General features: G+C 45.7%; 15 protein-coding genes. 3 read left to right on the top strand and 12 right to left on the bottom strand.

What is annotated here, in order from left to right:
- Window positions 1-13: 13 nt before the first annotated feature.
- The 5 genes from KNP04_RS11345 to KNP04_RS11325 all read right to left on the bottom strand — a co-directional run bounded on the left by KNP04_RS11345 (window position 14) and on the right by KNP04_RS11325 (window position 4,261).
- The gene (locus KNP04_RS11345; RefSeq protein ID WP_214876180.1) at window positions 14-742 is read right to left on the bottom strand and encodes a GntR family transcriptional regulator; all 729 of its coding nucleotides are present in this window, start codon (window positions 740-742) and stop codon (window positions 14-16) included.
- A 79-nt stretch (window positions 743-821) separates the two neighbouring features.
- Complete coding sequence (locus tag KNP04_RS11340; RefSeq protein WP_214876430.1) at window positions 822-2,222, bottom strand: glycoside hydrolase family 1 protein; 1,401 nt, start codon at window positions 2,220-2,222, stop codon at window positions 822-824.
- 61 nt (window positions 2,223-2,283) lie between these two features.
- On the bottom strand, window positions 2,284-3,591 hold the full coding sequence (celB, locus tag KNP04_RS11335) for a PTS cellobiose transporter subunit IIC (protein ID WP_031424291.1): 1,308 nt from the start codon (window positions 3,589-3,591) through the stop codon (window positions 2,284-2,286).
- Window positions 3,592-3,614: 23 nt separating this feature from the next.
- Entirely contained in the window at window positions 3,615-3,959 is a 345-nt protein-coding gene (locus KNP04_RS11330) for a PTS sugar transporter subunit IIA (RefSeq protein ID WP_353047925.1), read from the bottom strand.
- Between the two features lie 5 nt (window positions 3,960-3,964).
- Window positions 3,965-4,261 carry a PTS sugar transporter subunit IIB gene (locus KNP04_RS11325; protein ID WP_015880368.1) on the bottom strand — a complete coding sequence of 99 codons (297 nt, stop codon included), beginning with the start codon at window positions 4,259-4,261 and terminating at the stop codon, window positions 3,965-3,967.
- A gap of 133 nt (window positions 4,262-4,394) precedes the next feature.
- Here KNP04_RS11325 and KNP04_RS11320 point away from each other — a divergent pair, with 133 nt between their 5' ends.
- A complete protein-coding gene (locus KNP04_RS11320) occupies window positions 4,395-6,182 on the top strand; it encodes a type I phosphomannose isomerase catalytic subunit (RefSeq protein WP_214876176.1) in 1,788 nt (595 codons plus the stop codon).
- 185 nt (window positions 6,183-6,367) lie between these two features.
- Window positions 6,368-6,805: a hypothetical protein gene (locus KNP04_RS11315; RefSeq protein ID WP_214876173.1), complete on the top strand. Its 438-nt coding sequence runs from the start codon at window positions 6,368-6,370 to the stop codon at window positions 6,803-6,805.
- Window positions 6,806-6,918: 113 nt separating this feature from the next.
- On the opposite strand, the gene KNP04_RS11310 is transcribed toward KNP04_RS11315, so the two are convergent.
- From KNP04_RS11310 to KNP04_RS11285, 6 genes are all read right to left on the bottom strand, one after another.
- Window positions 6,919-8,364: a glycoside hydrolase family 1 protein gene (locus tag KNP04_RS11310; protein ID WP_214746748.1), complete on the bottom strand. Its 1,446-nt coding sequence runs from the start codon at window positions 8,362-8,364 to the stop codon at window positions 6,919-6,921.
- A gap of 16 nt (window positions 8,365-8,380) precedes the next feature.
- Window positions 8,381-10,231, bottom strand: a complete 1,851-nt coding sequence (locus KNP04_RS11305) for a beta-glucoside-specific PTS transporter subunit IIABC (protein WP_214876170.1) — start codon at window positions 10,229-10,231, stop codon at window positions 8,381-8,383.
- 102 nt (window positions 10,232-10,333) lie between these two features.
- Window positions 10,334-11,185, bottom strand: a complete 852-nt coding sequence (licT, locus tag KNP04_RS11300) for a BglG family transcription antiterminator LicT (RefSeq protein ID WP_214746742.1) — start codon at window positions 11,183-11,185, stop codon at window positions 10,334-10,336.
- A 210-nt stretch (window positions 11,186-11,395) separates the two neighbouring features.
- On the bottom strand, window positions 11,396-12,139 hold the full coding sequence (locus KNP04_RS11295) for an AAA family ATPase (protein ID WP_214876423.1): 744 nt from the start codon (window positions 12,137-12,139) through the stop codon (window positions 11,396-11,398).
- Window positions 12,130-13,386, bottom strand: a complete 1,257-nt coding sequence (locus KNP04_RS11290) for a HAMP domain-containing sensor histidine kinase (RefSeq protein ID WP_214876167.1) — start codon at window positions 13,384-13,386, stop codon at window positions 12,130-12,132. The genes KNP04_RS11295 and KNP04_RS11290 overlap by 10 nt, the downstream gene beginning before the upstream one ends.
- An 8-nt stretch (window positions 13,387-13,394) precedes the next feature.
- Window positions 13,395-14,045, bottom strand: a complete 651-nt coding sequence (locus tag KNP04_RS11285) for a response regulator transcription factor (RefSeq protein WP_214876165.1) — start codon at window positions 14,043-14,045, stop codon at window positions 13,395-13,397.
- A gap of 143 nt (window positions 14,046-14,188) precedes the next feature.
- On the opposite strand from KNP04_RS11285, the gene KNP04_RS11280 reads away from it, so the two are divergent.
- Window positions 14,189-14,761, top strand: a complete 573-nt coding sequence (locus KNP04_RS11280) for a hypothetical protein (protein WP_214876162.1) — start codon at window positions 14,189-14,191, stop codon at window positions 14,759-14,761.
- A gap of 33 nt (window positions 14,762-14,794) precedes the next feature.
- Here the strand turns inward: KNP04_RS11280 and KNP04_RS11275 are convergent, their stop codons facing one another.
- Complete coding sequence (locus KNP04_RS11275; RefSeq protein WP_214876159.1) at window positions 14,795-15,502, bottom strand: hypothetical protein; 708 nt, start codon at window positions 15,500-15,502, stop codon at window positions 14,795-14,797.
- Window positions 15,503-15,537 lie beyond the last annotated feature (35 nt).

Here is a 15,537-nt window from a genome sequence, read left to right as displayed (position 1 = left end):
ATCGCGGCGACTTTTACTTCACAATATTGACCGATGAAAACACAAATTTATCGTATCGGTGACGGGCAAACGAATACTCGAACGGTTTCCCGTTACTCAAATAGACGACTTGCTCGACTTCGATAATCGGTTCAGTGATATCATTCTTCAAGTAAGCTTGATCGTACTCATCCGGTTTATCTGCTCGAATCACTTTATGCGAGCTTGTAATCGTATAACCTAGATCTTCTTGAATATACGCGTACACGGACTTTTCTAAAATTTCACGTGTGATTCCTGTAATGAGGTTAGCAACCATGTACGTCAATTCGATGACATATGGCTCATCGTCTACGTAACGCACACGACGTATTTCATAGACTGGTTCTGTCAGCTCAATCATAAGATGATTGGCGACTTCCTGACTCGGAAACTTCACCTCAAAATTGAGGACTTCACTTCGTAACGAGCGATCTCCGATAACTTGAGTCAGCCCTCTCGTTTCTTTGCTAATCACGTTGATACGATCTTTTTGGAAGCTCGACTGTAAAATGAATGTTCCTTTACCACGTTTACGATAGATCAGCCCTTCCATGACGAGAATCTCAAGCGCACGTTTCATCGTCATTCGGCTCACTTCAAACTCTTGGGCCAAATGGATTTCATCAGGTAATGCACGTTCTAGCGGATAAACGTGTTCAATAATTCTTTTACGAATTTCATCAGCAATGGTTTCATATTTCGGTTTTTTCTTAGTAGACATATAGCACCTCATGTATAGACATATATGTACAATATATCAAAAAAAGCTGACAAAGAGTAGCCTTTGTCAGCTCGCTTCATTATTCTGTGAAACCTTTCGCTTCAATCAATTGTTTAAACCAGTGTCCTGATTTTTTTACAGTACGCTGTTGCGTATCTAAATCAATGCCTACAAATCCATAGCGATTTTTATAAGCATTGCTCCATGACCAATTGTCCATGAATGTCCAAAGATGATAGCCTTTCACGTTCGAACCCTCTTCAATCGCTTGATGCATCCATTTCAGATGTTCACGAATGAAATCAATCCGATAATCGTCTTGGACACTTCCGTTTTCGTCACGATAACGCTCTTCACCCTCGACACCCATTCCATTCTCTGAAATGAAGCACGGAATATTACCATAGTTTTCTTTTAGATTGATTAAAATATCATAGATTCCTTTTTCGTAAATTTCCCATCCACGATACGGATTCATTTTACGTCCAGGCATCTCATAGAAATCAAATAAGTTTTCCGGTAAGAATGGTGCGTCCGGATTCGGAAGCGATGCTTTTGCTTTCACGCGACGTGGCTGGTAATAATTGATGCCAAGCAGGTCGACTGTATGTTCGCGAATGAGTTCAAGATCGCCTGCTTTCATCTGTGGCATCGCATCTTCCGACTTCAGCACATCTACTAATTCTTGAGGGAACGTACCTAAAACAGATGGATCGAGGAACGAGCGATTGAACATCGCATCAGCAATGCGCGCTGCGCTCAAATCAGCTGGGTGCTGACTTCTCGGATATGAGGGTGTCAGATTTAAGATGATTCCGATTTGCCCTGATTGTCCCATGTCACGATACGCTTCGATTGCCATCGCACTCGATAAGATCGAGTGGTACGCTACTTGGACAGCTCGCTTGAAATCAACAACGTTTGGATAATGAAAATCATATAAATATCCACCCTCTACCGGTACAATCGGTTCATTATGCGTGAACCACTTCTCGACGCGGTCACCAAACAACTCAAAGCATGTCTTCGCAAAGGTGACATATGCCTTCACGACTTCCCGTGACTCCCAACCACCTTGTTCTTGAAGCGCCATCGGCATATCAAAGTGATACAGATTGATGAACGGTTCGATACCATGATCGATTAAGCAATTGATGACATTGTTATAAAATGTGATTGCCTCTTCATTTACTTCCCCGACACCTTGTGGAAAAAGACGTGACCATGAAATGGAGAAACGGAACGTGTTATGCCCGAGTTCTTTCATCAATGCGATATCTGCTTCATACAAATGATAGAAGTTTGAGGCTTCTGTTGCACTCACGCCATTGAAGAAGCGGTTCGGCTCTTGCATGTACCAGTAATCCCAGATGTTCAATCCTTTTCCACCTTCAAAAGCAGCACCTTCCATCTGTGTAGCTGAAGAAGCCGTTCCCCACCAAAAGTCTGTCGGAAATTGATAGGTCTTTTGCTCTCTCATACGTGTTTGTGTCGGGTTCGTCATTATTTATCTCTCCCTTATTTGTATTTTCTCTATGTGTTTACACTGCTTCTTGTTTATCTGTTGATTCTTCTAATTCTTTTTTCAAATTCATTCGGTCGATAAATTTCAAGAACGGGAACCAAATCGCCAAAATAATGAAGAAGTTCACGATTTGAAGAAGACCTCCTGCAAGCGAGTTCGTCGCCATGACACCACTCAAGAACATCGGGACAGTCCATGGAACCGCGACACCAGTTGGTGGTGGGACTAAGCCTGTTGACATCGCGAAGTATGTGACCGTCACCGTCACGAGCGGTGCGACAATCCAAGGAATCATGATGAGCGGGTTCATGACGATCGGAAGTCCGAAGATGACCGGCTCGTTTACATTGAATAGTCCAGGTCCGAGGGATAGTTTCCCGATTTGTTTCAACTGTTTCGATTTCAAGAACAACAAGATGGCCACGACGACAGCCAGTGTAGATCCGGAACCACCAAGCCCTACCGTGTAAATTTCAATGAACTGTTTACTGATAATGTTCGGAACATCTCCAGTCGAGGTATAAGCCGTCAAGTTTTCCACAGATAATGTGTTCCAAATCGGGTCCATCACCGAGTTGACGATGACCTGACCGTGGAGTCCGAAGAACCAAAATAGCTGAACGAAGAAGATTGCAATCAACGTTGGAATGAGACCATTTCCTAATGTCACAAGCGGTTGCTGAACGACGTTGAAAATGACGTCATGAAGATTCGTATTGAATAAGTTCGTTACGATGATGTTGAATGTTAAAAATACAGTCAGGGTTAACAATGCAGGAACAAGTGCTGAGAATGATTTCGCAACAGCTGGCGGTACTCCATCCGGCATCTTGATCGTCCAGTTCTTTTGAACGACAAATCGATAAATCTCACCGGACAGGAATCCTGTAATCATCGCAAGGAACATCCCTTTTGCTCCAAGACGATCCAATGGAAGGACATTCCCGACTGCCTCTGACATGCCGTCCACTTCAATCAAGAACGGCGTTAAGAGAAGGAATGACACGAGCGAAATCGCTCCCCCGAACACAGCCTCGACTTGATAACTTTTCGATAGATAATACCCGATACCGAAGACGACAAAGATAGACATAATCCCCATCGTTGCAGATGGTGCGTTTCCGAGTGATGTTTTAAATACACTGAGTGTACTTTCGGACATGAAACGGTCGAGGAACGGCAGGTTTGCAATGACGACGATGATTGACCCAAACATGGTAATTGGGAAAGCGAGCATGAATGCATCTCGCAATACTTGTAAATAGCGACTGTTGTTTAAATAGGTCGCCATCGGCATGAGCAGTTTACTGATCATGTTGAACATTTTATTGTCCTGTGACATATGATTCACCCTTCTTGATTAGGATTTACAATCTTTTGTTCGACCATTTCGACCAAACCCGCTGTCAAATCAAGCATCGTTTGCGTAGACATCAAATGGTCCTCTGCATGAAGAAGCAATAACGATACGTCTGTTTTTTCTCCATTCGCTTCTCTCTGAATTTGTGAAAAGTGTGTTTGATGTGCTTCTTTTAATTGTTCGCGTGCCTCGCCAATCTTTTCTTCGAACGTTTCATAAGAACTCGTTTTATACAGTTGAATCGCTTCCTGAATCGTACTTCTCGCATTGCCACTGTGCAAAATCATCATGAACGCCATTTGTTCCAAAGTTAACTCATCTACCTGTTCCACGTTGTTCACCCCATTAATTTCATGGCTTGCTCGTATGCAGCTTTTCCGTTCGCCGTGCCGTACGCCATCATATCGATTACTTCAATCGGCGTTGATGTTTGTGCTTTCAATTTATCCAATAGGAATCGCATTTGTGGACCAATCAAAATCACATCTGCCTCGTCCATCTCGGTTACAACCTGGTCTTGACCAACTGCCCAAATCTTCGCCTCATCCCCAATTGATGTGGCGTGATCCTTCATCTTCGTCACGAGTAAACTCGTCGACATCCCTGAACTACACGCTAATAAGATTTTCTTCATGTGTCCTCACTCCTTATTTGAAATCGTTTACATATTTTATTATACACATGATTTATTTCATGTCTATACTTGATTTAAACTTTGTTTAGTTTTTAAATTCATAAGTGTATATTAAATAATAGGAGGATGGAATATGAGCGCTATTCTTTTACAACCACACTATCAACACCGACTTTGGGGAGGGGAGCGTCTGAAGCGATTTGGTTTCGAATTCAATGACCCTTCAATTGGTGAAGCCTGGACGGCTTCTGCATTAGAAAAAGGCAGTTCAGCCGTTGCTTCTGGACCTTACATTGGTCTTTCTTTGCATGAACTCTATCAACAACATCCAGAGTTGTTTCAAATTAGCTCGGATGTGTTTCCGCTATTAATTAAATGGATTGATGCAAACGATGATTTGTCTATTCAAGTTCATCCGAATGATTTGTTGGCAAACCGACTCGAAAATGAACCATATGGAAAAAATGAATGTTGGTACATTCTCGATGCTCCGGCAGATGCGACACTCATTTACGGTCACTCCTATACCACCTTGGAAAATTTCAACAAAGCGCTTGAAACAGGCGATTTGGAAAACGGCTTAATACGAAAACCGATTCATGCCGGTGATTTTTTCTATGTCCCAGCTGGAACGGTGCATGCGTTGACAAAAGGGGTATGCGTACTGGAAATTCAACAAAGTTCGGACACAACCTATCGTCTATACGATTACGAGCGAGTAGATGTGACGACCGGTCGTCCTCGTGAGCTTCATGTAGAGAAGGGAGTCCTCGCTTCTTTCGTCCCTCACCTTGGCTATAGCGAACCAATCCGTCAACTCGATCACTTTCGAACACGTTTGACGAAGAATCCATTCTTCTTCGTGGAAAAATGGCACGTTACAGCGAAAGAAAAGATTTCGACCGACACGTTTCGGTTACTATCTGTCGTGCAAGGAACATTAATCATTGATGAGATGGAAGTACCTACGGGAGGTACACTCCTTCTCCCGGCCAATGAGTCGTTCTTGATTGAGGGAGAAGCGACTTGTTTAGTGACTGGTGTTCCTTCCGATGAGAAGCAAGTCGTCCGAATCGGGATCGATTTAGGAGGGACGAACACTCGGATTGCGGCTGTTTCACTCAAAGGTGAAGTACTAAAACAACTTACGTTTAACACGCAGCCTCACCTTCCTTTTGAAGAAGCATTACAATCTATCGAGACTGCGATTCATCAATTCAATGTTGAATTCGATATCCAGCATGTCGGGCTTGTGGCACCCGGTCCACTCGATTTGAAACAGGGAATGTTTTTAACTCCTCCAAATCTTCCGAATTGGCACAATCAAAAAATCGTTGAGCCTTTAACACAGAGTCTCGGCTATTCTGTCACCCTTGAAAACGATGCGAATGCGGCAGCTCTCGCAGAAGCCAAATTTGGGGCAGGGAAAGGATTCGATTCTGTTTTTTATGTAACAGTCAGCACAGGGATTGGTGGCGGATATGTCTATAAACATCAAGTCATTCGAGGGGCGAACGGCAGTACCGGTGAAATCGGAAATATGATTATCCGTTCGAACGGACCAGCTCACCCTGTACTGAATCGAGGCTCTCTCGAATCACTCGCTAGTGGTACGGCGCTCATGAATCGCGCAAGCGAAAAGGGGTATACAAACGTCCCTTCGCTATTATTAGATGATGAGTACCGCCATCACTTCGTCGAGGAACTGGCCAGCGGACTAGCTAATATCATTCATACCGTCGATCCTGATGTGATTGTATTAGGGGGCGGCGTCATGATGTCGGCCTCATTATTTTGGAACGAATTACAACAAGCAGTTTCGAATAAAATGTATCCACATGCTAGTGGAAAAACGTGTCTATGCCTCACTCAATTGTCAGGAGATGCGGGCGTGATTGGCGCTGCCTTTGTCGAAGCATAATGAAATTTGAAAAACGGACGTTCATCGTGAATGTCCGTTTTTCCGTATACAGAAATGAAAAATAAATCAACATTATACTTTACGAATCATTTGCGATTTCTTTTCTAGATTGAGTTAGATTCGTTTACTTTAGCGTGGTAACGTGAAATGATAATGATACCAACTCTTTAAAGTGAGGTGACGGTGTGTCTAACACAGAGCACGAACAAGCGACATCTATTTTGCATCACCTCTTTACCGCCTCATCATTTGTCGGAATCGACTTCGGATCGGGTCCGAACCATCATCTCCTCTATTTCAGTCGCCAAGGATTGGAATCTTGGATTTCCATTGAGGGACCATGGCATGTCCATGCGACGCAAAGTACGTTCGACGAAGGAGAACAACTCGAACAACTCATGCGACTTCGTCGAGAGCGCATCCATCACGTACGACTCGGTCACGAACATCCCCATCTCGAACTCGAATTTGAATCAGGTTCTCTCCTATTCATCAATGGATTTCAAGAACAATTTGAATGTTGGCAAGCAGGTGACGCGCGACCGCTCGGCGGAGACGCCTATCTGTTGGTCGCGATGCCGCAAGGTGAGCTTGCTGTGTTTGCTGACGGAGACGACGAATGAGCGCATGGATGGAGATTGTCTTATACATGTTGGTTGCCGGGGGCGTTAGCCTCGCGATCATCTTATTGCGAAAGATTACGAAAGCATGAAAAAAGCGGCCGAGGCCGCTTTTTTCATTTGACTGATTCTTCTTCATATAAGCTCGCGCCTTGTGAACGAATCACATCTTGGTACCAGAAGAACGATTCTTTCCGTTTTCGTTCTAACGTCCCGGTACCGTCGTCATGTCGGTCTACGTAAATGAAACCGTACCGTTTGCTATACTCACCTGTCGAGGCACTCACCAAGTCGATACAGCCCCAACTCGTGTACCCCATCACTTCAACCCCGTCTTCGATTGCATCCATCATCCCTTTTAAATGGTCGCGTAAGTAATCAATCCGATAGTGATCATGAATTGTTCCATCCGACTCGATTTGATCATATGCACCTAATCCGTTCTCGACGATGAACAACGGGAGCTCATAACGCTCATATAACTTGTTTAAGATGACGCGAAGTCCGGTCGGGTCAATCTCCCATCCCCAATCGCTCGCCTGTAAATATGGATTCTTGACCCCGCTCATGATATTTCCTTCCGCTTCATCTTGGTCTTTTTCTGCCTTTTCAGTACGCGACATATAGTAACTGAGCGAAAAGAAATCAACTGTATTTTCTTTTAGAATTTCAAGATCACCATCTTCCATTTCGAGTTCAATGCCGTTCTCCCGGAAGAAGCGCTTCGCAAAACTTGGATATTTCCCACGTACATGGACATCCCCGCAGAAGAAGTTCATCATCCGCTCAGCATCGTGTGCAAACCACACATCGTCCGGGTTTGAGCTGTATGGATAGACTGGAGCTGCAATGAGCATACATCCAATTTGCATCGTTGGGTCAATCTCGCGTGCCGCTTTCGTTGCGAGTGCACTTGCTACCAGTTGGTGATGAAGTCCCTGATATGTGAGTTGTAATGTATTTTCCTCTTCGCGAACCGCAATTCCTAGACTGAGCATTGGCATAAATTGTGCTCCGTTGATTTCATTGAACGTCAACCAATATTTGACCTTACCTTGATAACGTTCGAATAAGACGCGACTATACCGTTCAAAATATTCCACGAGACGGCGATCACGCCAACCTCCATAATGTTTTGCAAGATGCAACGGCATCTCATAGTGAGAAATCGTGACGAGTGGTTCAATGCCTTGTGCGACCAACTCATCGATGACGCGATCGTAGAATTGAAGACCTTCCTCGTTCGGTTCAACTTCATCTCCATTCGGGAAAATTCGTGACCAAGCAATCGACATACGGAACGTCTTGAATCCCATTTCTTTAAAGAGGGCGATATCTTCTTTGTAGCGATGATAGAAGTCGATCCCTTCATGGTTCGGATACGAATATTCATCATGTAATTCAAAATCAAACGTTGGGTCATGAATGATCTTCATTCGGTGCTTCCCACCAGGCATCACGTCAGCGATCGAAAGTCCTTTACCACCTTCCTGATAACCGCCCTCTAGTTGATTGGCCGCAGTGGCCCCGCCCCATAAAAATTCACTCGATACTTGTTTCATATTGTCTCCTCCTTTGTTATACAATGACGCGCAATACGCCATGATTCGCTTCTACCGCTCCTGTGTAAGTTGGTAATACGTCTAAATAATGATCGGTATTCGTCACAATGATTGGTGTGATCGTGTCATATCCTTCACGAGCGATGGCATCCATATCAAACCGGACGAGCGAATCTCCTTCTTTCACTTTCTGTCCATCCGTCACAAGTGTTTCAAAGTACTTCCCGTTTAATTTAACCGTGTCTAAACCAATGTGAATCAATACTTCCACTCCCGTGTCAGATCGGAGGCCAATCGCATGTTTTGATGGGTAAACCGTGACGATTTCGCCGTCAAACGGAGCATACACGGTACCTTCTGAAGGCATGATGGCAATCCCTTTCCCCATCGCCCCACTTGAGAATACTTCATCTCGAACCGTTTCAAGCGACACGACTTCTCCTTTCAATGGAGCTGAGACCGGAAAGCCTACCTGCTCAGATACAGACTGGGCGACCTCTTGTTCTTGCGACTCGACCGTCGCTTCTTCTTTGTGGAAGACCATTGTCAACACGAGAGCGACCACCGTTGCTACCGCCATTCCGATAAATGCTCCGTAAAATGCTAAATCGACACCCGTTGGAGGAATCATGACCGGAATGCTAAAGATTCCGAGTCCTCCCATCGCATAAGCTGCTGTACCGAACAAACCTCCTACTACACCACCAGCCGCTCCACCAACTACTCCAAACACAAATGGTTTTTTACGCGGAAGCGTCAAGCCATAGATAGCCGGCTCCGTAATTCCAAACACACCTGCGATTGTGGAAGATGTTCCTAACCCTTTCACTTTCGGGTTTTTGGCTTTTAAGGTAATCGCGAGAACCGCACCTACTTGACCAAATGTGGCCATCAATACACCGACAACAATCGTATCCATGCCGACAACCGATAAGTTGTTGATGATGATCGGCACAAGTCCCCAGTGAAGCCCGAACATGACGAGCACTTGCCAGAACGCACCGATGAATGCGATGGCGATGGTCGGACTCAAGTCATATAAGAATGAGTATCCGTTCGCCAACCCTTGACTCGCATACGTCGCGACCGGTCCGATTGCTAAAAACGTTAGCGGAACAACGAGTAACAATGCCATCATCGGCGTTGTGAAGTTTCGGACGGCCTCATGTGTATGGCGGTTGAAGAATGTTTCTACCTTTGAAGACACATATGTCGCCAAGATAATCGGGATGACCGAAGACGCATAACTCATCAAGACGACTGGTACATTGAGGAACGTTAACGACTCACCGGCTCCTTGAATGGCGACAATCGAAGGATAAACGAGCGCTCCCCCGATAATCATCCCAATATACGGGTTCCCCCCAAATTTCTTCGCAGCCGAATGTCCTAAAATCACTGGTAGGAAGTAAAATAGTGCGTCTGCCGCGGCATTTAAGACGACATACGTCCCCATCTCTTGCGTTAATAATCCGAGCGCGACGAGAATCGCAAGTAATCCTTTCAACAGACCACTACCTGCCATCGGTCCGAGGATCGGCGTAAAGATTCCGGCAATCACATCGATCAATCGGTTGAATACACCTGATTTTTCTTCATCCTCGGTTGAAGATGTCTGGAAACCACCAACGTCAACCACCTCTTTGTAGACGTAAGGTACATTGTTTCCGATGACGACTTGAAACTGTCCGCCGCTTTGAACGACGGTGATGATACCATTTTGTTGTTTTAATGTCGCCGCACTCGCTTTTGATTCATCTTTTAGTTTGAAGCGCAACCGCGTTGCACAGTGAAAGACGCTTTTGACGTTTTCTTTACCACCGACATGTTGCACAATCGTTTCTGCCAGTTGTTTGTATTGGTCCATCTTGTTCACTCCTTATCATTTTAGGTAAAAAGAAAAACCTAAATCACCACACAACAAATTGTGTAGTCATTTAGGTTTGGCCTGCATCATCAGTAACCATCCTTAGGGTCGGCGTTCTTTCATTAAGTTTTCGATATGAATCATCATATACAGCCGTTCGTCCATTGATACGTCGTAATGATATTTCGTCGCAATCAACCCGGCGATTTTTTCGACACACTCAAACGCTTCCGGGTATCGTTGCTTCACCATCAGGAACAAGGTTTCGTCACCCGTTGACTTGACCTTCTCTCCAGATGCAAGGCGCTGCACAAAATATTTTAAATGTGTCAAAAAGCGTGCATACGCGTATGACTCTTCGTCCAATTCGATTTGAAAATGGTACGTAATGATCGTCAGAATCGCTTGCGTAGCTCGCGTCATCTCGGTGACAAGATGCAGGTTTTCACCTTTGACACCAGACATCGTCGCATTGACGAGATGTAAGGCAATCGCAACTGCCTCGTCTTCATCAAGTTTGACCTTGTGCCGCTCATTGATCAGTTTAACCGCTTCTTTTCCGATAGCGAACTCCGGAGCATAAAATCGTTTCACTTCCCAAACGAGAGGATTTCGAATTTGGATTCCATCCTGATACCGACTGAGTGCAAAATGAAGGTGGTCTGCTAGCGTCACATATAACGAATCATGGATGGGTTGATCCAATCGTTGTTCAGCCAACCTGACAATCTGCTTCACCGTTTCCATCTCATCTGTCGGCATTTCATTTAAAAAGTGAACGAAACGCTCATAGCTTTCTTTACTCTCGAGCGTAAAGATTTTTTCGATTCGTGTCTGGTCAATTGGATCGCCTGGTCGCTTTTGAAACGCAATCCCGCGCCCCATCACAACCTGCTCTTGACCGTTCGCATCGATGGCTACGACATTGTTGTTGAACACTTTTGAAATATGCATGGTCTCCTCACCTCGCTCTCATTCAACTGAACTGAAAAGAAAAAAACCTAAATTCACACCAGAGTCCAATATGGAGTCATGGCATCAATTTAGGTTTTGCCTGCATCACCAGTAACAATCCCAAAGTGGATTTTCTTCTTTTCGATATAAGCATACTCCCTAGACATCTTGACGTCAACATAAAATTAAAACGCTTACATCGTGACCGTTTTATTCATCGAACAAGACCCGCTGCATCCGCTCTGGCGCATCCAAATAGTCGCGCATGACCTTTACATGTTCCAGATCATCAAACGCTGTCGGGGTAAGCCCCGTCTCCACATGCAAAATCATCGCACCTGGATACGACATCAAAATGGGTGAGTGACTCGCAATGATGAATTGACTTCCCGATTGTACGAGTTCATGCATGCGCGCGAGCATCGTTAGCTGGCGCATCGGTGACAATGCAGCCTCTGGCTCATCCAAAATGTAGAGACCGTCTCCACGAAAACGATGTAGCATGAGGGAGAGAAACGCTTCCCCGTGTGATTGTTCATGAAGGGAACGCCCGCCATACGACTCATAAAATCGTTCAAGATCGGGACCAGATTTCGCCATTTCGTCCACATAACTCGATAGCTGATATGCCGTTTCAGCACGTAAGAAAAAGCCATCTTTCGGACGATACGGGCCTCGAATCGGACGAAGCGCTTCAAACAAAGAACTATGCGTCGACTCTGTTTCAAATTGGAAGGAAGGTGCTCCGCCTTCTGGATTGAATCCGGCCGCCACGGCCATCCCCTCAATCAATGTCGATTTCCCACTCCCATTCTCTCCGACAAGAAACGTGACAGGATGATGAAACGATAGTTCATCGAGTGTCTGAAAAATCGTTAACGTATACGGATAGCCTGTCGAACGGATTCGTTTCCTCTCTAACCGTACCCCACGCAAAAACAAAGTCATGTCCATTCGATCCAAAATGTCGCCCCCTTCTCTGAATCAACCCCGTAAGAAAGTCCTTGTGCTTCAAGAAGTAATTTCGTGATGGCGAGACCTAGGCCATGTCCGTTCGAGCGGTCTCCTTTCACATACATATCCCAAATGGAATGCTGGATGGTAGGGTCAATTCCCTTCCCTTCATCTGTCACTTCTAATCGATTTGGCGTCAGTCTGATGGTGATGCATCCCCCAAGAGGACTCGCTTCATACGCATTTCTCAAGAAGTTCGAGAGAACCCGTTCCATCGCTAGACGATCAGCTTGAATCATTACAGACTCCAATTGTAAATCGAGCGTCACGTCTTTTTGTCGGAACCACTCGGACATGCGTGAAGTCAGTCGACGAATCAAGTCATCTAGTTGAAGCGACTCTATTTCAAGCGGAATCGTACCGGACGACAACTTTGAATATTCGAGCATCTGGTTGACGAGTCGGTCAATCCGGTCCACTTCCTCGGTAATACTTTTCCCGGTCATCGAAATATCCGATGTCTCCACAACACCTAGCTCCAGCATCTCCGCCTCGTTCCGAACGATGGCGAGTGGTGTACGCACATCATGCGTCACCCCGGATATAAATGATTTTTGAAGAGCCTCTTTTTCTTGAAGCGATTCATTCATACGACCAACCGTGACAGTCAAATCTCCAATCTCGTCATTCGTCACATTCGGTAGAGTGATGTCGTGTCGTCCCTCCATGATCGATGCGGTCGCTTGCTTCAACTCCACGAGCGGCTGCGTGAGCCGACGACTCATCCAAAATGTGACGCCGATGGCAACCAACAGTGCCAGGATAAACCCACCTGCTAGGATAAGATAGATTTGCTGAAACTGTGGATTCGAGAACGGTACGGGGCTGTACGTCACGATTTGAATATCCCCATCTTCTTGTAAATACGTCAAGAAGCGGGTGCCGTTCACACTCACTTCGTCCTGAACCGCTAAGTCATTCGGGTCAAGGCTGATCGGCATCATGCGATGCATCCGTCCACCACGTTCGAGCTCGACCCGTTGTCCGTCCTGAAATAGGAGCACGTCTAGTTGACCTGGAATCCCACGTCCCTCTTGAACGGCCTCATACACAATCGCCGCCTCGCGCTCCAATTGTGCATATGTTTCGTCTTCTGCGAAACGTCCAATCAATAATGACGTGAGTCCGAAAGTTAAGAGTGCCATCACAGCAAGTGGTAGAACAGCCGTCCACAGTAATTTCTTCATCAACCGATTCATGACAGTCCCTCTAAGCGATAACCGACCCGGTGAACGGTCTTCAACTGTTCTTTCAGTGTGGGTGATTTATCACGTAGTTGTTTAATATGAGTGTCGACCGTACGTGTATCTCCGACGAACGCGTAATCCCATACGTCGTCAAGCAGGCGATTCCGGTCCAACGCCTCTCCGACGTGCTTCCATAGATACAAAAGTAGTTCATACTCCTTGTTCGTCAGTCGAAGCGGATATCCGTTCTCCTGTACCATTCTCGATTTGATATCGATAGTGAGCGCTCCGAATTGAATCACATCGGTCTGTTTGACGAGACGTTTCAGTCGAATCTCCAGCTCTTTCAAGACAATCGGTTTGACCAAGTAATCGTCTGCCCCGAGCTCCAATCCGAATACGCGATCATCTGCCTCGCCTCGTGCCGTCGTCAAGATGATGGCAGGTGCGGGCTGTTGCGCTTTCAATGTCGGAATCAAGGTCCACCCTTCCCCATCCGGTAAGCGGACATCCAATAAGACTGCATCAAATCGTTGATGCAGCTGTTGTTTCGCCTCACTCAAGGTCATCGCCACAGTCACCTCAAACCCGGCATAGGTTAAAAAACGGGACATGCCGTCCGCCAGTTTTTGTTCATCTTCCACAACGAGTACGTTCATCTCCTATCGCCTCCACATCCATTATATCGCACACATCGAACGTCCCACCGTTTCCCAAAGACAATTTGCAGAAATCTTGCAACTCCCTCACAACTTCTAACGCCTTCAGTTCTACACTTGAAGTAACAAAGGAGGAGATACACATGAAATCAACAAAACTTGCAATCGCCTTAGCGGGTCTTTTAGCCGTCTCGGGCACAGGCGTATATGCCGCGACGAATGACACGACGACTGATGAATCGACAACGACAGCATCCACACAATGCGAACGTGGTGAACGGGGTCCTGGTATGTTCGGTGACCGAGAAGCGGGACATGCCGCTCTCATTGAAGCGCTCGGTTTAACGGAAGAAGAAGTGGATGCGGCTCGCGAAAACGGACAATCACTTCCTGAGCTTGCAGAAGAGAAAGGCATCTCAATCGAAGCATTCATCGATGCGATCATGTCGTCGCATGAAGAAAAACTCGCAACCGCTGTGGAAGAAGGAAACTTGACGCAAGAAGAAGCCGATCAAATCCTTGCGGACCACGAAGAACGTTTTGCCGATGTGACGAGTTACGATGATTTAGAAGATGCTCGCGGCATGCGTGGCGGACGTGAAGGTGGTCGCCATGGGCATGGGCACGGTCCACATCATGACGATTCATCCTCTTCAGATGACGATGCTTCAACAGAGAGCGACAGCAACGTAGAAAATCAAAGCAACAGCTTATAAGTCAAAAGGCAGCCACCGCAAGTGGCTGCCTTTTCATATGACGAGTAATAACAACGCATAACCCAACAATCCGATTAAAAACGCACCAAAACTACTTTCACGTTCAGCAGGCAACTCTTCTTTCATGACGTTCAAAATCACCCCTCCTGCTAAAAAAGCGACAACGATGGACAAGCCGAGTTCATTTACTTCTGCAAATGTACCGACTCCCCATCCTATAAGCACGGCAAGCGCTAAGAAGATGCGCCCTTGTCGATCGTAAAGTTGCTGATGATGCTGACGCAATCCTTGATCGACCGTGATAAAGTGTATGCCGAGCGCCACAAAGTAAAGGAACATCGTGCCATTCGATTGAAACTCACTTTCTGCGAGTACATACCCGATGCTAAACGTATAAAGCGTGAACGAACCGATGTGAATCCAAAATACATACGGTTTTTGTTTGCGTTTATTCGCCGTCGCGAAACGTTCGAGTCCATAGAAGACAGCTAGTCCTAACATACTGATAATCAAGATATGGTTTTCAAGGGAAGCGAAGACGTTATTCCCAATCTCGCCTTCAAATTCGCGTTGATATTCATTTAACTCTGGTAAGAGATGAAGAAATACATAAGCAACGGCAATCCCGCCAGCCACTGACAAAAAACGGCTCCTCGGCACTTCACGCACGTGAATGAGCTTTCCTGAAAAAAAGTGAATCACGGCAAAACCGAGTGCAAACCAAAAACTTAACTCGAACACATAAGCCCCTCCCAGATTAAGACTTCTCTTTATGT

It is taken from the genome of Exiguobacterium sp. CH10 (assembly GCF_018617635.1).
Lineage (GTDB): Bacteria > Bacillota > Bacilli > Exiguobacteriales > Exiguobacteriaceae > Exiguobacterium > Exiguobacterium aestuarii_A.
The sequence above is the reverse complement of the archived record's forward strand: the minus strand, read 5'-3'. Positions and strand labels throughout refer to the sequence as shown.